Origin of the sequence: Solidesulfovibrio carbinolicus, assembly GCF_004135975.1 — a bacterium.
Classification (GTDB): domain Bacteria; phylum Desulfobacterota; class Desulfovibrionia; order Desulfovibrionales; family Desulfovibrionaceae; genus Solidesulfovibrio; species Solidesulfovibrio carbinolicus.
On sequence record NZ_CP026538.1, the window covers coordinates 3,822,637 to 3,842,208 of the forward strand.

Consider the following 19,572-nt stretch of genomic DNA (forward strand, 5'->3'; position numbering starts at 1 on the left):
GGGGTGGGCGGTTTATCGTCGCCCGTGTATGTCGTGCGGCGTCAAGCGCCGGCGCGCCCCCTCCTACGCCTTCGCCGCCCCGGCGTCGAGGAGGACGGCCGGCCGGGCCTCGGCCAGCCCCAGGACGACGTCGTAGAGAGCCAGGTAGAAAAAAGCGTAGCGCGAGACAAAGGACGTGAGGTCGTAGTCCACCAAACCATGGATGGCGACCTCGGCCATAAAGGCAGTCAGCACGGCGAAAAACATGACCAGGACGAAGTCCCCGCTGGCCGGATCGGGCGAATTCGGCGGACGGGCCAGACGGGCAAGATAGGCCATGGCGATGGGAAACGTACGCCGGATGAAAATGAAGCCCAGGAAAAAGAGCAGGAAAATGCCGGCCAAACCCATGTCGTAGTAGAAGGCGAGGTAGACGTTGTGCACCTCGAAGACCTTGATCCGGTACATGAAGCCGCCCGTGCCCAGGCCGCCGAGGATGGTCACGCCGCTTTCGCCCACACGTTTGAAGCCCTCGCGCCAGATTTTATAGCGCGTCGAGATGCCTGTGGCGTCGGAGTCGCTGGAGGACGAGGACTTCTTTTTGCTGAACAGCAACTCGCCCGTGTAGCCGAAGCCCACGAGCATCCGGTCGATGTAGCCGGGGGTGGTGACGAGCATGCCGACGATGACCAGGACGACAAACAGCGTGGTTTTGCGCAAAAACAGGCGTCTGGTGGCCGGCAGGGCCAAAATGAGCAGCACAACCGCGCCGCAAAAGCCGAGAAGCGCCCCCCGGCTGGCCGGTAGCAGCATCATGCAGAAATAGAACATGGCGGCCAGCCCCCAGCCCGCGCGCCGGGCCCTGGTCCGGGCCAGCACGGCGTAGCCGGCGGCGATGATGCTGGCCACGCTTAAGAATCCGGCGCTCTGGTTCCAGGATTCGATGCCGCCGGCCCGGGTGGTGTAGAAATAGATCTCGAACATGAGCCGCAGCTGACGGTCCAGGGGCACGTGCAGGACGTATTCCCACTCCAGGGCCCCGAGCACGCCGGCGGCGGTCATGACGGCGCTGGCGAACAGGGTCTTAAAGAGGATGTCCAGGCGGCGCGGCGTGTCGACCAAAACCATGACGGTCCAGTAAAGGAGCAGATTCGTGGCCAGACGCGCCATGTTGGCCAGCCCCCAAGCCAAGTGCGGCGTCCACAGGAGACTTGCGGCCTCGGCCGCGAAGACCAGCAGCAGCACGGGCAGGAAGGCCGAACGCGGCCGTAGCGACAGCCGGCCCTGGGCGGACCGGGCGAGCATTCCGAGAAACGTGAAAACCAGTGGAAAGACGTAGGGATAGAGGTGAAGTTGCAGGGTATTGACGACCAGGCCGTAGATGTTTGGCGAGGCCAGGATGAGGCAAAAGGCGGTGGCGCACAGGCCGAAAAAAGGGCTGGCCAGACAGGCGACCAAAAGGGCGAGGCTTGCGGCCCCGGCCAGGGCCGCCCACCAGGACAGGCCCGAGGCGGCCAGGACCACGGCGGCCAGCCCCCCGCCGGCCAGAACGGCGGCGACGGCGGCGGCATAGCGGGGCGCGGCCGGGGCGCGCGGGGCGATGTGGTCGTTCAAGGGTTATCCGGTCTGGCCGGTTCGGGCCGGAAACGCCGGAAGGACCTGCTTGCGGGCAACCGTGTGCATGGGGAAATCATTACCGAAAACAGCCTGCCTTGTCCCGCGTCGCATCAGGAGCCGCCGGCCGACGCCCCGGAGGCCGAGGCGCAGTCGGCCGGACACACGCCGCGCGAGCGCTCGAAATCGTCGCACACCCCGTCGCCGCATTTGCCGGCCGCGCCGGGGGGCGGACCGGGGAACCGCCGGATGAACCGGACGAAACCCGCAGCGTCGGCGAGGCCGGCTTGATGCCGGACGAGGCCGGGGCCGCCGGGCTGGACGACGAGCCGGACGACTGGGCACAATCGGCCGGGCACACGCCGCGCGAGCGCTCGAAATCGTCGCATACGCCGTCGCCGCATTTGCCGGCCGCCCCAGCAGGCGGACCGCCGACCGGGCCAGGGCTCGACGCCGGCGGCGTCACGCCGGCCGGAGTCGCCGAGCTGGACGATGCGCCGCAATCAGCCGGGCACACGCCGCGGGAACGCTCGAAATCGTCGCACACCCCGTCGCCGCATTTGCCGGCCGCCCCAGCAGGCGGACTGCCGGCCGGGCCTGGGTTCGACGCCGGCGGCGTCACACCGGCCGGAGTCGCCGAGCTGGACGATGCGCCGCAATCGGCCGGGCACACGCCGCGTGAGCGTTCGAAGTCGTCGCACACGCCGTCGCCGCATTTGCCGGCCGCGCCCCCAGGCGGACCGCCGGCCGGAGCGCCGACCGGTCCAGCGGCCGGACCGCCGGACGTTGTGTCGGAGGGCGGCGTCTGGCCGCCGGGACGGCAGGCGGCGTACTCTTCCTCGCTGACCCGGCCGTCGCGGTCAGCGTCGCAAGCAAGATCGCTGCGGCAGTAATTGATCAGCGCCAGTTCGGTGAGCCGGCAGCCGGCCGGAGCGCCGGCCCCGGCGTCGCAGCCGTTTCGGCGGCGCAGTTCCGTGATGGTATCGCAGGGGCCGCGCCCGGGCGCGGGCTTCCAGGCCTCGATGGCCTTTATGGCCGACAGGGCGTGGGCCGTGCGCCAGGTGGGCAGCCAGGCATTGGCCGTGTCCGGGTCGAGCAGATCCACGGCGTAGCCCATGACGCCGCCCAGGCTTTTGACGCCGCAGCCGATGGCGAGCAGGTAGTTGACCTGCTCCTTGCTCTCCCCGGCACCGGGCGCCCGGCCCGGCTCGTGGCCGTTTTCTGACGCCACCCAGGCCAGCTTGCCGGCGGCCACGATCCGCTCCACGGAGCGCAGGATCAGGTCGAGCTGGTCATTTTCAAAAAACAGCGGCTGGCCAAAGCGCGGATTGGGATTGAAAAACACCCCGTCGATGGCGGGATGCGCCCTGGCCGAGGCCCTGGCCCGGGCGTTGAGGAACAGCACGTGTTTGCTGTCCAGGGACTTGAAAAGCCTGGCGAAGTAGTCGGTTTCGTCGTCCCTGGCCCAGTTGCGGAAGGCGTAGAAATCCATGCCCTTGGGCGTAAGCCATTGGGCCGGGTCGCCGTCGCGGTCGTTGGCGGCGTCGGGAAAGGGGCGGCGGGTAAACAGGGCCGGATCGCGCACCAGCTCGGCCGGCGGCGGCACGCGGAAATCGGTGAGCGACACCTTGGGATCGCCCCAGGCCTGGCGCAGGCCGGCGTCGGTCCCGTAGCGGGCCGTGAGCCAGGAGCGAAAACGGGCGGTGAAATCCGGGGAATAGTCGGTGAACATCATGGGCCGGCGGCCCAGGCCCGGCCCGCCGCCCGGGGCGTCCACCACGATATAGTTGGGGCCGTAGCCGTCCTCGCCGGTGGGGCCAAGGCCGAAGGCCCAGCCGACCAGGGCCGGATGGGTCCGGTAGCGCCCGACCAGGGCCTCGACAAAGGCCCCGAAATCCCGCCGGGCCTCCAGGCTGCCCATGCTCGGGTTGGCGTAGGCCGTGCCGTAGGCGTCGGTCTCGCAGGACCGGCAGGCCGAACGTTCCTGATATCCGGCTCCCTGAGGGAAGCCCTGCTCGGCCAGCCACCAGCCGGGCAGGAAATGGTTGGCCGAGGTCTTGAGCACCACCTGGGCCTTGCGCCTGGCCGCATGGTCCATGACGGCGTCCAGGGGGGCGAAGTCGTAGCGGGCCGCTTGCAGCGTGGCCGGCCGGGCCGGGGAGCGGTCGATGTCACTCCACCAGACGCTGGCCATGACCAGACGCACGCCCTGGGCCAGGGCCGTGTCCACGGCCCGCTTCATGGCCTCGACCCAGCGGGGATCGCCGTATTCGGGCTGGCCAGGCATGGGATTGCCTCGGCCGGGATAGTAGTAGATTTCGACAAAACCCGAGGTGACCGGCTTGCCATCGACAAGAAGGACCGGCCGGCCGCCCTCGCGGCCAACGGCGCTTGGGGCGGCCAGGGCGCTGTTTGCGCCGGCCAGGCCGGCGGCCAGGATCAGGCAGGACAGGAAAGCCGTCAGGCGAGCGCGGATCATGGGCAGCTCCTGGGGCCGGCGGCCCCGGCCGGATCAGACGGCCGCGACGCCCAGGGTCGCGCCTGCTCCGGTCTGGCCGGCCACGGCCCAAGCCGTGGCCGAAGGGTCGGCGACAAGGAGATTGCCGCCAACGAGGTTTTTCCCGGCAAACCCTTCGAAATCATACGCATACCGGGTGGCCCGAAAGACATTGTTGGCATAGCCCAGGCCCACGGCCTCGGCCGACTCCCCTTGTTGCAACAAGCCCTGGTCGGTGTCCGGGTTGACGTAGCTCCAGACCGTTTCCCCGGCCGGCGTAATCTCCATCAGGGTTCCGGTCGCGCCGAGCGTCACCAAGGTATCGCCGTTTTCCACACGCTGGGCACCGGAAACGTAAGCCGAATAAAAGCCGGCCACGTCGCCGTCGGGATAGCGCCAAACCACCTCGGGTTCGGCAAAGGACCCGTCGGGGTCGCGCCGATACGCGCCGTCCTCGTCCACGGGCAGGACCAGTTCCAGCACGTGGGAATACTCGCCGTACGGACTTTGCCAGCCGTTGTTGAAGACCAGCACGTTGCCGGCTCCGGGCAGGCCGCTTTCGATCCACAAAGCGTCGTGCTGGCCGTAAAGCGTCTGATCGGCCAGCGTGCCGGCGTCGTAGGCCCGGGGGTTGCCGAAACGGTAGAGGAGATCGCCGCCGTGGCCGGCCTTGCCGCCGGTGGAGCCGGCCGCCTCGGCCGTGGTCGTGCCGTGGTCGATGATCCAGACCTCGCTTTGGGTGTGGACGCTTAACATGATCTGGTCGGTTTGCGCATTGTAATCGATGCCGTTTATATGGGTCCAGTCGGAATCGACCTTGCCGGTTTCCTTGACCAGAGCGCCGAGGGAATTGATGTTGATGCGCTCGGGATGGCTCGACACCTGGCCGTAGTCGGGCAGGGCCGGGTTCTCGTCTTGCACGAGATGGTCCCAGGCGTGCCATTCCCAGACGATCTGCCCCGAATTAGGCCCGGTCTTTTGGACCTCGACCACGGAATCGACCAGCAGGCCCTTGGTGGGGATAAAGGCCGGAGAACGGCCGGCCAGATAGGCTTCCTGGGGGCTTTTGTATTCCCAGGCCACCAGCAGCAGGTTGCCGTTGGGCATGACGCAAAAATCGTGGTGCTGGCTGTAGTCCTCGCCGATGTACTTGTAGCTCCACACCAGGTTGCCTTCCCAGTCGAACTCCTCGATAAGACCGCCGGCCGGAGCGCTCATCTTGCCGACGTGGGCGTTGCGGTAGGCGACGGCGGAGCGCACGAGGTCGCCGTTGCCCAGAAGATAGGCCGCTCCCGCGCCGACATGGGGACTCGTCCAAGAGTTGACGACCTGGCCGGCATTGTCAAGGAGCCAGGTGTCGTGGCCGAACAAGGTTGCAACAAGGGTCAGGCCGGGCTGGGCGGCGACGTCGGCCGTGAAAAGGCCGACGGTTTGTTCCTGGGCGTTGCCGGTGGTCATGGGCGGTTCCTGGGTCTGTCCGACGAAGCAATGCCCGGCCGGCCGACGACGCCCCGGGCAGGCCTTTTGGGGCCACGCCGTTCCTGATATTTCACCAGACTGGGGGCGAAAACGTCCCCTCTCCTACCTTTGTGGTGGTAGACGCAACCCCTTGGCTCGTCAAGACGAGCCGGTTCCGGTTGCCACTGGAACCGTTGCCGACGTTATTGACAGACAGGTTGTTGCGTGATCTATATGACAATTCTTGTCTCTAAATATTGGTAAAGGACTTGTTTGCCAGCACGGAAAGAGGTCTGTCATCTTGCTTGCTTCATTATTCAAGCCACGCCGTCGCAGTGCTTCCTCCAGGGATATTCCAATGCCAACGAGCGCCCCGCCGAAGCCGCCCCTGTCCCGGGCCTATACGTTGAAGGCTTCCAAGATTCCAAACTACTTCGAAGTGTTGCTGGAAAATCCGGAGCCGGAGGTCTTTGACACGGCGGTTTTGGCCAAGTCCGGCTTCCGCTACGCCATTGACCGGACCTTCATCGACATCCTCAAGGGTTTGGGATTTTTGAACGAAGCCGGCCAACCCACCCGGCGCTATCGGGATTTCCGTGACCACCGCCAAGCCGCCGCAGCATTGCGCCTGGGGCTGACCGAAGCCTACGCCGGCCTGCTGGCCGCTCTGCCCGATGCCGCAGTATGTTCCGAACGCGAGATCATGGAGGCCGTGTCCCAATATTTCGAAGGGGAATTAAACGACATGGCCGTCGGCGGCATTGCCGCCACCTACCTGGCCCTGACGCGCTACGCGGCCAGCCTCGACAACGGCGCGGCCAGCGCCGACGCGGCGGCCATTGTCGGCGCGGTGCAACGCTCGGCTACGGCCACGCTTGCGGCGTTCGAACCGCCCTCTGCGTCCCCCGACGCCAGAGGCCTTTCGGCCGCAGCTGTGGCCGAGCCTGCGGCCGAGCCGGCCGCCAATCCCGAGCCTGTGGCCGACCCCGAGCCGGTCGCGACGGCCAGCCCCGCGCTTGACGCGACGCCCCTGGCCGGGCCAGAGCCGGGCGCCGCCCCGAAAACGACAAACAAAACCGAAGGCGCGCCGGGCATCGTCATCGAGGCCTGCCCCCCCGAAGCCTGCAACCAAACCCAAGGGACGTCCCAACGCGCCATTATCCACATCACCCTGCCGGCCAGCACCGACGAGGCGGTCTACGACGCCATTTTCGCCAGTTTGAAGCGTCATCTGCTGTCGCCGGGCGACAGTGCCTAGAGCGTTTCCCCCGCAGCAACGCCGCCCAAACGGCGTGTTGGCCGCCTGACGCACCCCAAAAAACACGCGCCGCTCCAAGCCGCAGTCTGCGGCATGGAGCGGCGCGCGCGCTCTCGTATTCCATCAATCGCGGAAAAGACCGGCCGCTACTTCGGCAGTGCCTTCCACTCCTCAATCACTTTCTTGCAGGCCGGGCTGGCCTTGTCGAGATTTTCCGGTTTGGCCACGCAACCGCGCCGGCCGCCGCCGCCTTTTTGCACATCGGCGCAGGGGCCGCCCGGGGCAATGAGCGCGGCGCATTCTTTTTCAAACAACGCCCGGTTGGCCGTGTCGGCCGCTTCATCAGCGGCAAAGGCTGTTGCGCTCACCAGCGACAAGGCCATCACAAACAGCAAGCATCGCATGATCTTCCCTCCTGACGGTGTTGGAGTTCGGAAAAAGTCAGCAAACTGACGCGATCATCTGTTGAAAAGAACCTCCGCTTGGGATATGCTTGAAGCCTTCCCAGCAAGTTCAAAAAATCACAAAGTCTGCGTCTTGTCCAGTGAAAAGTTGCTTCCGGCAATGAATATGTTGCGGCCACTGCTACCGGCGCATCACCGCAGCATCAGCGCAAACACGCCCCACCCCAGGTATTCGCGGGTGTACGCGGCGTAGCGCACGGGTTCCGAGGTCAGCTTGGACCGAACCTCTTCCGCCAGCTCGTCGGCAGGGTTGGCTTCAAGCCAGCGGCGCATGGTGAGCCATTTGGCCGCCTCGTAGCGGTCCCAGCCGTCCTGGTCGGCCAGGACCATCTCCACGACGTCGCAGCCCAGGCGGCCAAAAGACGCAAGCAGTTCCGGGAGCGTGAGAAAGTCGGCGACCGCGCCGGCCAGACAGCCCTTGGCGACGTCTTCCGTCGGCGGCAATTGCCACCAGTAGGGTTCGCCGATGAGGATGATTCCGCCTTCTCGCAGGCTTTGCGACAAAAGCGCAATCGTGCCGGCGACGCCGCCACCGATCCAGGTGGCCCCGACGCAGGCGGCCACATCCACCTTCTCGTCGACGACATAGCCAGCGGCGTCGCCGTGGACAAACCGGACGCGGTCGGCGACGCCGAGCTCCACGGCCCGGCTCCTCGCCTGCTCGGTGAACAAGGAACTCATGTCCACGCCGACGCCGCGTATGCCGTGATCGCGGGCCCAGGTGCACAGCATCTCCCCCGACCCGCTGCCGAGATCGAGGATGCGCGTCCCGGGTTCCAGACGCAACGCTTGGCCCAGAACGGCGAACTTGTCGGGCGTGAACGGGTTGTGGATGCGATGCGCGCTTTCCGTGATGGTGAAAATCCGTGGAATGTCCATTGGGAAAAGCTCCTTCGTGGGGTGAAGGCATTCAAAACGCGTCGGTTAGGCGACCATGCCCTTCATCGTTATGATTGGAACAGCTTTGGAGCAAATCATCAAGGCAACAAAAAAGAGACTACCGACCGAGTCAGTAGTCCCCAAAATCGTGGCGTCCGAGGCCGGAATCGAACCGGCACGTCCCGAAGAACAAGGGATTTTAAGTCCCTATTTGGTCGTTTCACGGGGTTTCACTCGGCCTCACAAATATAGCTGAAAACCATTGATTTTACTAGAGTAATGCCCTAACCTCTTTTCACTGCTTGTCACTCATTTTCACCCCGTTTCCATGTTTTTTGGGGGACAGGTGGGGGACAAAGTAGGGCCAAGGGATTCAAAGTCACGCACTGGAATGCCAGTGGGGGACAAACCAGGGGACAGCCATGGCCTACACCTGGAAGCAAACCAAGCATGAAGGCGTCCGGTATCGGGAACACCCAACCCGCAAGCACGGCGTGAAGCCTGACCAGTATTTCGCCATCCGGTATCGCGTGGACGGCGTGCGCCGCGAGGAAGCCCTCGGCTGGGCGTCCCAAGGATGGACGGCGGCCAAGGCGGCCCAGACCCTTGCGGACCTTAAAAAAGCGGCCACGACAGGCGAAGGCCCGACCTCCCTTGCCGAGAAGCGCGAGCAAGCCGATGCCCGACGCAAAGCCGAACAGGCCGCTATGGCGCGTGAGGCCCGGCAAGGCGTGACCTTCGATGCCTTTTGGCAAGACGACTACGTGATTGCCCTCCGCAACCGGGTCAAGCCCGAGTCGTATCAAAAGGAAGAGGCCCACTTCAGGTTTTGGTTATCCCCGACCCTCGGCAAGCTGCCACTGCGCGAAATCACCGAAGCCGACCTTGAGCGCGTCCAAGACAAAATCAGGGCCGCCGGCCTGTCCGACCGATCCCATGAGTACATCATGGGCACGTTCCGTCGCGTCTGGAGGCACGCCTTCAAGCGTAAGATCGTGGCCGTGGAGTGCCCCGTGGGCAAGCTGGACATCCCCAAGCCCGTCAACACCCGGCTCCGCGTCCTGACCCCGGAGGAAATTCAAGCCCTCCTGGCGGAACTGGCGACCGTGGACCAGACCGCCCATGACCTGACCGTCTTTGCGCTGCTCACTGGTTGCCGGGCCTCCGAGGCGTTCAAGCTGCGCTGGGAAAACGTGGACTTCGTGCGCGAGGCCGCCCTTTTCCCCGAGACGAAGAACCGCGAACCCCGCGAAGTCTTCCTTGCCGCCGACGTGCTGGATATGCTGAAACGCCGAGGCCCCGGCCGCCCTGGCGAGTATGTCTTCACCAAGCGCGACGGCACGCCCTACGACGCCGCCCCCTCCTCCTTCAAGACGACACTGGAACGCCTGGGATTCAACGAAGGACGCGCTCCGCGTGACCGGGCCACGTTCCACAATTTGCGGCACAGCGCCGCCACCTACGCGGCCAGACGCGGCGTCCCGGTCAAGGACATGCAGACCATTTTCGGCTGGAAGACCCCGAGCATGGTTTTCCGCTACGCCAAGGGCAGCGAGGATGTGCAGCGCCGAGCCATGAAGGGACTCGCCAGCGCGTTCATGGAGGATAAGGGCGGGAAGGTGGTCCCGTTCCCTGCCGGGAAGGCCGAAGGCGAATAGCCCCCCTTGCCTTCTGTATATACAGCGATATATTCACCGGAGAGTGGCGTTGAACTTCACATGGGACGAAGACAAGCGGCGGGCGAATCTTTCAAAGCATGGGCTGGACTTCGAGGCGGCCGAAAAGCTGTTTGACGACTACCGCCTGGAACACCTCGACACCCGCCGGGATTATGGAGAGGACCGATGGATTGCCCTTGGCCTGATTCACGGCAACGTGGCGGTTCTGGTTTACACGGAACGCGGCGAGGACATCCGGGTCATCTCCCTTCGGAAAGCCACGCCCGAGGAGCGGCAAATTTATGAGCAAGTACGATTCAAGCGACTTGGCCCGGCTTGAGGCCATGACCGACGCCGAGGCCATCCAGAACGCCCTGGACGACGCCGATAGCCCCCCCACCGACGCGGCATTTTGGGCCGACGCCGAACTGGTTGACCCGGAACCCAAGAAGGTGCCCGTCTGCATCCGCGTCCGCCCGGACATCCTGAAATTCTTCAAGCAGCGCGGCCCCGGATATCAAACCCGCATCAATCAAGTCTTGGAAGCCTACGTCGCCCACCAGGAGAAGCGGGCCGGCAGAGAGCGACAAGGACCGACATTTCCCCGGCTAGGCTGCGACTGATCATCGTGGCCGAAAAGACGGACTCCCACCGCCCTGCCGGGGTTTTTTTGGGAGATGAGCATGGGAGGCTCAAAGTGAAAAAAGCGTATTTCTGGCACAGAGGCAAGAAGCATCTATGGACTGACACTTATGGATTTTTTCTCTGCCATTGAAAACGGCCTCCCTTCTTATGATGGGTTTGGCCGAAAGATTTCTTCTCTCAGCGAAAGGCACGCACAAGTAGCCAAAGCATTTAGAGAGTGTGCATACAAGGGGGTTACCGGAGAAGCCCCGGGCGAAGATTCAGCAATGATGGCTGGCGAAACGCTTCCGGGCAAAGGGTATATCCCAAACGGTTGCGAACTAATAAGCCTTGACAACAGATTGTTTGACACTGCCGACCTTGTAATTTTATTCCCTGCACCATGTGAATCTAGCGCCATAGAACGCTGCGAAAACGACGTGCGCTGCTTCGGGCTTTCCCCGGCAGAGGATGCGCCCAAGCCCGTTGCCGAGGGGCAGGAGGCGGCTGTGGTCGAGGCCCCGGCACAACTGAAGATACCGGCAAAAAAACAGCCTCTACGCGCGATGAACAGCGAGAAATTTGCCGCCGCATGAGGGGGGAGGGAACCCGCGACGGCTGGGGCGCTGGATCGAGCGCAACGCCGGCCGCATCGTGGACGGACTCCGTTTCGTCAGGGACGGACAGCGCAGCCGAGCGGCCTTGTGGTGCGTCAAAACGACGGGAAAAAGTGAGTTTGGTGAGTTTGGTGAGTTTTTTTCCCGACCTACGCATAAGAATTCGGAGAAAAATAGTACAGCTGAGCCAAAAATAACTCACGAAACTCACCAAACGGCTCCCTGCTGCTCACGTCGGGATATGACCCCCAAAGCCAATACTATTTCGCCCATCGCCTCAACGTCAAAATCTCTAGCCAGCCGACACGCTCGGAAGCTACAGACAAGCTGGAATTTATCCAAAACCTACTGTCAGGATTCAGTTTTGTTGAACCCGTGGACCGCACCGTCGCCTTAGCTCTGATTCTCAGTACGATGGTACGACCCAGTCTCGACCACATTGCCTCTTTTCGCTATCACGGCACCGGTGCGCGGAAGTGGAAAATCATATTTGATGGACATTGCAGCGATAATAGCAACAGGCAGAAGGACTGCAGTCCTTGCAGCGACAACCGACAGCGCAGAACTTGAAAAACGCCTAACAGGCAGCCTTCTATCGGGAGATCCACTCGTAAGCCTGGACAACTACAATGGAACATTGCAATCTGACCTACTATGCCAAGCCCTCACTGCTAGCACGGTCAAAGTCCGACCGCTTGGCATTTCGCCAAGCGTTGAAATACCCAGCACGACCCTTTGGTCGGCCAACGGCAACAATCTGGTCTTGGCCGGCGATTTACCTCGCCGCTCCTTGCTTTGCCGGCTGGACCCAGGATGCGAACGTCCGGAGGAACGTCAATTCTCCTTTGATCCTCTCGAGCGCGTACTCCAAAACCGCACCGAGTATGTCGGCGCCTGTTTGACCATTTTGCGGGCATACATCGTCGCCGGCCGGCCAGACATGGGTGGAACCCCTTTCGGCGGTTTCGGCCAGTGGTCTGCCCTGGTGCGTAGCGCGCTCATGTGGGTCGGCGAACCAGACCCTTGCGCCAGCCGCAACGCCATCATGGACGAGGACCCGGAACTGGGACAACTGCGCACGCTCCTCATCCTTTGGTGGCAGGAGCTTGGAAAAAGCGCCATAAAAATCAAGCGCCTCATAGAACGCTGCCACTCAAACGACTCTGGGCTTTTTGAAGTCCTTGACGACATCGCCGGCGAAAGGAATGGCCCTGGGGTCAACGCGCGCCGCCTGGGCCACTGGCTAAAAAGCCACAAAGGCCGTGTCGTCGATGGGTTGCGACTCGTCCAAGTCCCCGGCCCGAATATGGCCAGTTGGCAGGTCGTCCAAGTCAAAACAGGCGAAGCATAGGTTTCTGAGGTTTTGAAGGTTCTTTCTTAAGGAGCTGACAAAAAAGAACAGTGAAGAAGATAAGATCGTCTTGAGGGCTGGGACAAAACCTCAAGAACCTGCCAAACCTTCACACCCCGGACTGAACGGCTTCGCCCATAACCCCCTATTCTTCACTCTACTGACTAATAGACTTAGTTATTCTAGGAAAATATTAACCCGTGCTTCACCTTTTGGACCGCTCTTTCACTCCCCCGACACCACCGTCGGCCGATGACTTCAGCCCCAGTCGGCCGCTTGCCAGCCCAGCCTACCGATTGGTGCAACTGCTCACCGTCAAAGAGCCCAGCAAGGATGTCTTGGTCCTTGGAGGCCGGATCGGCTGTTGACGCTTCGACTATGGAGGCCAATGCATGCTGTTTGACATCGTGCGCCGTGACACGGGTGAGAGCTACCGAAAGATGCTCCTGCGCATGACCAAGGAGAGCGGAATCGACTCTCCAACGGATGCGTGAAATTTGAAGATAGTTTCAATTACATGTCGAAAATGGCTGAAGCACGAGGCGCTCGAATTCTTCAAAAGGGAGCGGGCGGCTATATAAAAAGCCCTGTCCCACAAGACAGCCATGGGCGCACAGGAGCTCCGCCTGCTCGGGCAACTCTACGCCCTCGGCCACCACATCCATGTCCAAGGCCCGAGCCACGGCGATGAAAGCTTTGACCAGTTCTGCCTTGCGACGGTCCTTTTCCACACCCGAAACAAAGGAACTATCGCTTTTGAGCACATCGACACGGAACCGGTTGAGATAGCTCAGGGCGGAGTGGCCAGTGCCGAAATCGTCGATGGCGATGGATGCGCCCAGGCTGCTCAAGGCGTTCAAGGTCTTTTGTGTGGGGCGCACTTTGCGCTTACCAAGCGCCAACACGAGGGGTGGGCTTGCCCCACGCTCCCACCCGAAGGCCTCCACTTTTTTATTGACATGAAAAATGATAAAAACTAAAAATCATCATTAAATTTTAATGCAGCACCTGGGGGGGCATCCAGCGCCCCCAAGGCTTACCCAATCGAGAACAACGCCATGGGCCGAAAAAAAACCACCGCCTCCGATGCTGCGGCCATGAAACTGCAAATCCTCGAGACCGCCGAAAATCTCTTCCGCCAAATCGGCTACGCCAAAACCACCGTCACCGACATCGCCAAGGCGCTGGGCATGAGCCAGGCGAACATCTACCGCTACTTTCCCTCCAAGGCGGGCATCAACGAAGCCATTTGCGAGCGAGTCGTGCATCAGATCGAAGCGCAATCCTGGGAAGCATTGGTGCAGGACGGCACGTCCACCGAACGCCTGAAGCGCTTCATCAAGGAATATCACCGAACGGTCAAAAACAGCATCATCAAGGAAAAGCGGCTGTATGACATGGTGGCCGTCGCCATGGACGAGCACTGGTCCGTCATCCAGGGCCATAGCGCACGCGTCAGGGATTTGCTCAAAATCATCATTGAGCAAGGCATGTCGTCGGGCGAGTTTCGGCGCGTCAACAGCGACAACATGGCCAAGGCCCTTAATGGCTCCCTGGCGGTCTTCATCTATCCCAAGCTGCTCGAACACGAGATAAATGACGAAGAGCGCGGCGGCGATCATGATCGCCTTGATGCAGACCTTGACCAACTGCTTGATCTTGTATTGAACGGCCTTTGCTCAGGCGAAAAATAGGTTTTCGCCGGCTAACCACCATCAGGATGGTTCTTCCATGTTCTTAGGAGACACCTTCGCTTTGGCAAAAAACGTTACACGGCCGTGCGGCACGCTGCTTTTCCTGGCGGCGTTGAGCCTTGGCCTCGCCGGCTGTCACGAAGCCACGCCTCCTCCTCCGTTCCGGCCTGTGGTCAACACCATGCGGATTACCCTGGACACGGAGACGGCAAAGCGCACCTATTCAGGCGTCGTCGTGGCCCGCCACGAGGTGCAGGAATCCTTCCGGGTCGGCGGGCGCATCGAAAAGCGGCTGGTGGACGTCGGGGACCATGTCCGGGAAGGCCAAGTGCTGGCGACCTTGGACGAGAAGGATCTCCGCCTCTCGGTGGAAAGCGCCCAGGCCGAACTGCGGGCGGCCCTGTCCAACAAGGACCAGACCGCCAGCGACGACAAACGCTATGCCACGCTCCTGGCCAAGCATGTGGTCAGCCAATCCGAATACGATCTCAAGCATCTGGCTGCCGACGAGGCCCGTTCCCGCGTGGAGCGCGCCGAGAGCGCGCTCAAGCTTGCCATGAGCCAGCTTGGCTATGCCAAGCTGCTCGCCAGCACCGACGGCGTGGTCACCAAGACCAGCGCCGAGGCCGGCCAGGTCGTGCCCCAAGGCCAAAGCGTGGTCACCGTGGCCCGCAAGGGCGCCCTGGAAGTGCTGGTCGACATTCCCGAACGGCGTCTGCAGGACATCAAGGGCACCCAGGCGGACATCTCCCTGTGGGCCAACCGCGACGCCCGCTTCCGGGCCGTGCTGCGCGAAACGTCCCCGTCGGCCGACCCGGCCACCCGGACCTATGCCGTGCGCTATTCGCTGCCCGACGCCGACGCCGCCGTGCGCCTGGGCATGACGGCCACGCTCCATCTCTCCGAGGCCGCCGCCGTCCCGACCGCCCGGATACCGGTCAGCGCCCTGCTCAACCAGGGCAACGGGCCGGGCGTCTGGCGCGTCGACGTCCCAACCGGGCAATTGACCTTTGTCCCGGTCACGGTGGACCACTACACCGAAGGCGACGCCTATGTGCGAAGCGACAAGCTCGCAAACGGCGACAACATCGTCACGACCGGCGTGCACAAGCTCGACAAAGGGCTGACCGTTCGCCTGGCCGGCGCAGCGACGGAGGACGTCCGGTGAAAGGCCTCAACCTCTCCGAGTGGGCCGTCACCCACCGTCCCCTCACCTTGTTCCTCATCATCCTGGTCTCCCTGGCCGGGACCTGGTCGTATTTCCATCTCGGGAGAGCCGAAGATCCCGATTTCACCGTAAAGCAAATGATCATCAGCGCGGCATGGCCAGGAGCCACGGCCGACGAGATGCAACGTCTGGTAGCAGATCCCATTGAGAAAAAACTTCAGGAAGTTCCCTACTTCGACAAGGTGAACACCTATTCCAGGGCCGGCAGCGTGGTCATGAAACTCGCGATTTTGGAATCCACGCCCAAAAACGAGGTCCGGGAATGCTGGTATCAGGCCCGAAAACGGGTGGGGGACATCAAATCCAATCTGCCTTCCGGCGTCCTGGGACCCTTTTTCAACGACGAATTCGGCGATGTGGATTCGGTGCTCTACGTCCTGACCGGCCCGGACTTCACCATCCGCCAACTCGAGGATGAAGCCGAAACCATCCGGCAAGCCCTGCTGCGCGTGCCCTCGGTGACCAAGGTGCGTTTTTACGGCGAGCAGACCGAATGCATCTTCGTGGAGCTTAACAACGCCAAGCTGGCCACGCTGGGAATCGCGCCCCAGGCCGTTTTCGACTCCATTGCCAAGCAAAACGATGTGACCCCGGCCGGAACCCTGGAAACGGCCGCCGACGCCGTCCATATCCGCGTGGACGGCGCGCTCAAGGGCGTCGAAGCCCTGGCCGAGGTGCCGGTGGCCAGCGGCGGCAAGGTCTTTCGCCTGGGAGACATCGCCAGCTTCCACCGAGGCCCGCAGGACCCGCCGACGTTTGTCGCCCGCCATGAGGGCCAGCCGGCCATTGCCATGGGCGTGGTCATGGCCCAGGGCGGCAACATCCTGGATCTGGGGCGCGAGCTGGACGCCGCCATGGAGCGCATCCGGGCGGACCTGCCGCTGGGCTTCGAGATCAGCCGGATAGCCGACCAGCCGCAGGTCGTGGAAGAATCCGTCAACGAGTTCATCCGGTCCTTCGTTGAAGCGCTGGTCATTGTGCTGGCCGTGAGTTTCCTGTCCCTGGGCTGGCGCACGGGCATCGTCGTGGCCCTGGCCGTGCCGCTGGTGCTGGCCATGGTCATGACCGTCATGAGCGCGCTAGGCATGAGCCTGGAGCGCATCTCCCTTGGCGCGCTCATCATCGCCCTGGGGCTTTTGGTCGACGACGCCATCATCTCCGTGGAAATGATGGTGGTCAAAATGGAACAGGGCTATGACCGGGTCAAGGCCGCCACCTATGCCTGGACGGCCACGGCCTTTCCCATGCTCACCGGCACCCTGGTCACGGCGGCCGGTTTTCTGCCCGTGGGATTCGCCAAATCCTCTTCCGGTGAATACGCCGGCGGCATTTTCTGGGTGGTGGCCATTGCCCTGGTCGCCTCCTGGCTGGTGGCCGTCATATTCACGCCGTACCTTGGGCTGAAGCTGCTGCCGGATTTCCATCATGGCGCCCATGACGATCCCAACGCCATTTATCGTACGCCAATCTATCTCTGGCTGCGCGGCCTCGTCACGTGGTGCGTCGACCATCGCAAGACGGTCGTGTGGTCCACCGCCCTCCTCTTTCTGGCGTCCCTGGTCGGTTTCTCCTTCGTGTCCCGCCAGTTCTTCCCCTCATCTTCCCGTCCGGAGCTTTTGGTCGAAGTGCGGCTGCCTGCCGGCTCCGCGTTTGGAACCACGGCCAAGGCCGTGGAAGCCCTGGAAGCCGTTTGCAAGGCGGACCAGGAAGTCAAGACCTACACCAGCTACATCGGCGCCGGCGCGCCGCGTTGGTTTATGCCCATGTCGCCGGAACTCCCGGACGTCAGCTATGGCGTCATTGTCCTGAACACGGCGGACGGCGCCTCCCGCGACCGCGTCAAGGCCCGCCTCGAAGCCTACGCCGCAAACGGGGGACTCCCCGAGGCCAGGGTGCGCGTGACGACGCTCTTCTTGGGTCCGCCGGTCGGCTATCCCGTGCAGTTTCGCGTCATCGGCCCCGACGCCAAGCGGGTGCGCGACATCGCGTATCAGGTCCGCGACGTCATGCGCGCCAACCCCAACACCACGGACGTCAACCTGGATTGGAACGAGCAGGCCAGGGCGATCCGGCTGGTGGTGGACCAAGACCGGGCCAGGCTCCTGGGGCTCACCCCCCAGGATATTGCCCAAGCGCTTCAAACGCTTCTTTCGGGCGTCACCATCACCCAGGTCCGCGACGGCATTGAACGGGTCAACGTCGTGGCCCGAGCCGTCCCCGAGGAACGGTTGCGGCCCGAGATCCTGGCCGATCTGACCATCAGCATACGCGACGGGAAGATCATTCCCCTCTCCCAGGCGGCAAGGCTGGAGCATGTCTACGAGGAGCCCATTCTCTGGCGGCAAAGCCGTGACTTGACGATCACAGTACGTTCGGAAGTGCTGGCGGGCTTGCAGGCCCCGGATGTCACCATGCAGATAGCGCCCAAGCTCAAATCCATCGAGGACACGCTGCCGCCAGGCTACCGGATCGAAGCCGGCGGGGCTTTCGAGGAAAGCAGCAAGGCCAACCAGTCCATTGTCGAGCTGTTGCCCTTGGCTGGAGGAGTCATGCTCCTGTTGCTGATGTTCCAGGTGCAAAGCTTTCCGAGCCTCTTTCTGGTGCTCACCACAGCGCCCCTGGGGTTGATCGGCGCAGCCGGCGCATTGCTGCTGTTCGGCCAACCCTTCGGGTTCGTGGCCATGCTCGGCGTTCTCGCCTTGGCCGGGATGATCATGCGCAACACCGTCATCCTGGTGGATCAGATCGGCAAGGACATCGAGGAAGGGATGGCGGCCGGGGAAGCCGTCATCGACGCGACCATCCGCCGAACGCGCCCGGTGGCGCTGACGGCCCTGGCCGCGATTCTGGCCATGATTCCCTTGGCGCGCAACATCTTCTGGGGCCCCATGGCCGTGGCCATCATGGGCGGTCTCTTCGTGGCGACCGTGCTGACGCTGCTCTTCACCCCGGCCCTGTACGCCATGGTTTTTCGCATCGACAAGTCCGGAAGGCAGTGAACCGTTTCGAAGAGTGGAAGAATCGGGCAATAGTGGCCCGGGCCAACAAGACCGCCCGAATAGTCTGGGCTGTGCTGGCTAAGGGGGAGGCCTATAAGGAGGCAGCATGATGAACAGCTTCAAGCCTTGGCGAAAAAGTGAGGCGATGGTTGTGGCGTCGGCAGGGTAACTGCTCAGAATTTCCTACCCATTGGATGCGACAAGAGATGATTGATGGCACGACAGGTCGAACCGGCTTGCGAAAAACCTGATTTGGACAAAGGCCATCGAAGGCCGATGAAATGATGAGGAGCGCAAGCGCGGATTTCCATCGGGGCAGCGGGCCATGCCCGACATGCCGGATACATGGCTGCATTCAACCTGGAAGCCGTCAGAAATCTCTTGCCATCGGGGTGCGGTCCATACATGGCGTAGGCCGCTCCCGCCCACTGAGTATTCCCCGAATATGGGGAAAACCTCCCGTGACGCTGTAGGTGGCCGACTGGTGCGCTTTCGCCCATTGCGCAACCTTCGGGCTGGATTGCGGGGGAAAGGCGCTGTGCGTGGCGCTAATGCGGTCGGCCTGGCGCTTCTCAAATCTGAGAATTGTGAAATCGCTGGACAAGTCTGGCCGGGCTGGTTTGGTCCTCAGTTTTGAGGAGCAAAGGCCGGGCATGGCCTGGGAGGTTTACGCCATGGCTGGCGAATACCCTCGGCACTGACGATGGAACTCATGGGGGACTCACAACCGATGTGCCCCCTGGTGTCGGTGCTGGCGACGGCGGGTAAGTTGATCCTGCGCCAACTCGGGGGCGGGGGTGTCGGTACTGGCGACATCTTTGCTGGGCGGGGTGGGCCGCATGTCACGCCCCCTGGCACTGAGCGAACTTTTACGCCGAGTGGGTGGTGGCTGGCGGCGCAATTCTACGCCGCGAGATTTTGGTGGGGGACGGTCACGGCAGGAGGAAAAACAGCCTTGGGCGGACAGAGCACACAGAGGGCCTGGAACTCGGCAACATTCACCCCGTTTCACCCTACATAAATTATTCTAGCGGGACCAGAGCGGGACCAGGAGCCTTCCCCAAAAACAAAAGGCGCGCCCGGCCGTCTTTGACCGTCGCAACCTCTTGATTTCATTGGTGCCCGAGGCCGGAATCGAACCGGCACGTCCCGAAGAACAAGGGATTTTAAGTCCCTGGCGTCTACCAGTTCCGCCACTCGGGCACTGAAACCCGCTTCTTGCCCCGAATCCCGCGCCGCGTCAATTCCAACG

The 19,572-nt window shown here is 62.7% G+C and carries 15 protein-coding genes, 2 tRNA genes and 1 pseudogene; 10 read left to right on the plus strand and 8 right to left on the minus strand.

The genetic code is table 11. The features are described from left to right. Nucleotides 1–63: 63 nt before the first annotated feature. The 3 genes from C3Y92_RS17080 to C3Y92_RS17090 form a co-directional block, all read right to left on the minus strand. Nucleotides 64–1,593 (minus strand): O-antigen ligase family protein, encoded by a 1,530-nt coding sequence (locus C3Y92_RS17080; RefSeq protein WP_235669522.1) that lies wholly within the window; start codon nt 1,591–1,593, stop codon nt 64–66. A 79-nt stretch (nt 1,594–1,672) separates the two neighbouring features. Continuing rightward, nucleotides 1,673–4,072: a beta-galactosidase gene (locus C3Y92_RS17085; protein WP_235669523.1), complete on the minus strand. Its 2,400-nt coding sequence runs from the start codon at nt 4,070–4,072 to the stop codon at nt 1,673–1,675. 33 nt (nt 4,073–4,105) lie between these two features. Beyond that, entirely contained in the window at nt 4,106–5,548 is a 1,443-nt protein-coding gene (locus tag C3Y92_RS17090) for an aryl-sulfate sulfotransferase (RefSeq protein WP_129354601.1), read from the minus strand. 358 nt (nt 5,549–5,906) lie between these two features. Here C3Y92_RS17090 and C3Y92_RS17095 point away from each other — a divergent pair, with 358 nt between their 5' ends. Further along, entirely contained in the window at nt 5,907–6,806 is a 900-nt protein-coding gene (locus C3Y92_RS17095; RefSeq protein ID WP_165352137.1) for a DUF5343 domain-containing protein, read from the plus strand. Nucleotides 6,807–6,952: 146 nt separating this feature from the next. Here the strand turns inward: C3Y92_RS17095 and C3Y92_RS17100 are convergent, their stop codons facing one another. The 3 genes from C3Y92_RS17100 to C3Y92_RS21200 all read right to left on the minus strand — a co-directional run bounded on the left by C3Y92_RS17100 (nt 6,953) and on the right by C3Y92_RS21200 (nt 8,389). After that, nucleotides 6,953–7,210 carry a hypothetical protein gene (locus tag C3Y92_RS17100; protein WP_129354603.1) on the minus strand — a complete coding sequence of 86 codons (258 nt, stop codon included), beginning with the start codon at nt 7,208–7,210 and terminating at the stop codon, nt 6,953–6,955. Nucleotides 7,211–7,402: 192 nt separating this feature from the next. Further along, nucleotides 7,403–8,149, minus strand: a complete 747-nt coding sequence (locus C3Y92_RS17105; RefSeq protein ID WP_129354605.1) for an SAM-dependent methyltransferase — start codon at nt 8,147–8,149, stop codon at nt 7,403–7,405. A gap of 149 nt (nt 8,150–8,298) precedes the next feature. Continuing rightward, nucleotides 8,299–8,389: transfer RNA gene (locus tag C3Y92_RS21200), tRNA-OTHER, on the minus strand. Nucleotides 8,390–8,571: 182 nt separating this feature from the next. Here C3Y92_RS21200 and C3Y92_RS17110 point away from each other — a divergent pair. The 6 genes and pseudogenes from C3Y92_RS17110 to C3Y92_RS21870 all read left to right on the plus strand — a co-directional run. Further along, nucleotides 8,572–9,807 carry a tyrosine-type recombinase/integrase gene (locus C3Y92_RS17110; RefSeq protein ID WP_129354607.1) on the plus strand — a complete coding sequence of 412 codons (1,236 nt, stop codon included), beginning with the start codon at nt 8,572–8,574 and terminating at the stop codon, nt 9,805–9,807. 49 nt (nt 9,808–9,856) lie between these two features. Beyond that, a complete protein-coding gene (locus C3Y92_RS17115) occupies nt 9,857–10,147 on the plus strand; it encodes a BrnT family toxin (RefSeq protein WP_129354609.1) in 291 nt (96 codons plus the stop codon). Further along, nucleotides 10,110–10,430 (plus strand): BrnA antitoxin family protein, encoded by a 321-nt coding sequence (locus C3Y92_RS17120; protein WP_129354611.1) that lies wholly within the window; start codon nt 10,110–10,112, stop codon nt 10,428–10,430. Before C3Y92_RS17115 ends, C3Y92_RS17120 begins: the two co-directional genes overlap by 38 nt. A 129-nt stretch (nt 10,431–10,559) precedes the next feature. Beyond that, a complete protein-coding gene (locus tag C3Y92_RS17125; RefSeq protein ID WP_129354613.1) occupies nt 10,560–11,027 on the plus strand; it encodes a hypothetical protein in 468 nt (155 codons plus the stop codon). 514 nt (nt 11,028–11,541) lie between these two features. Continuing rightward, a complete protein-coding gene (locus tag C3Y92_RS17130; protein WP_129354615.1) occupies nt 11,542–12,399 on the plus strand; it encodes a hypothetical protein in 858 nt (285 codons plus the stop codon). Between the two features lie 317 nt (nt 12,400–12,716). Beyond that, a pseudogene (locus C3Y92_RS21870) lies at nt 12,717–12,887 on the plus strand (transposase); the annotation flags it as partial. 21 nt (nt 12,888–12,908) lie between these two features. Here the strand turns inward: C3Y92_RS21870 and C3Y92_RS17140 are convergent. Further along, a complete protein-coding gene (locus C3Y92_RS17140; protein ID WP_268932607.1) occupies nt 12,909–13,346 on the minus strand; it encodes an EAL domain-containing protein in 438 nt (145 codons plus the stop codon). A gap of 111 nt (nt 13,347–13,457) precedes the next feature. Here C3Y92_RS17140 and C3Y92_RS17145 point away from each other — a divergent pair, with 111 nt between their 5' ends. From C3Y92_RS17145 to C3Y92_RS17155, 3 genes are all read left to right on the plus strand, one after another. Beyond that, a complete protein-coding gene (locus tag C3Y92_RS17145) occupies nt 13,458–14,093 on the plus strand; it encodes a TetR/AcrR family transcriptional regulator (RefSeq protein ID WP_129354619.1) in 636 nt (211 codons plus the stop codon). Nucleotides 14,094–14,274: 181 nt separating this feature from the next. After that, nucleotides 14,275–15,261 carry an efflux RND transporter periplasmic adaptor subunit gene (locus C3Y92_RS17150; protein WP_235669524.1) on the plus strand — a complete coding sequence of 329 codons (987 nt, stop codon included), beginning with the start codon at nt 14,275–14,277 and terminating at the stop codon, nt 15,259–15,261. Next, nucleotides 15,258–18,320: an efflux RND transporter permease subunit gene (locus C3Y92_RS17155; protein ID WP_129354623.1), complete on the plus strand. Its 3,063-nt coding sequence runs from the start codon at nt 15,258–15,260 to the stop codon at nt 18,318–18,320. Before C3Y92_RS17150 ends, C3Y92_RS17155 begins: the two co-directional genes overlap by 4 nt. A 1,116-nt stretch (nt 18,321–19,436) precedes the next feature. Here the strand turns inward: C3Y92_RS17155 and C3Y92_RS17160 are convergent. Then, nucleotides 19,437–19,523: transfer RNA gene (locus tag C3Y92_RS17160), tRNA-Leu, on the minus strand. Nucleotides 19,524–19,572: the final 49 nt, after the last annotated feature.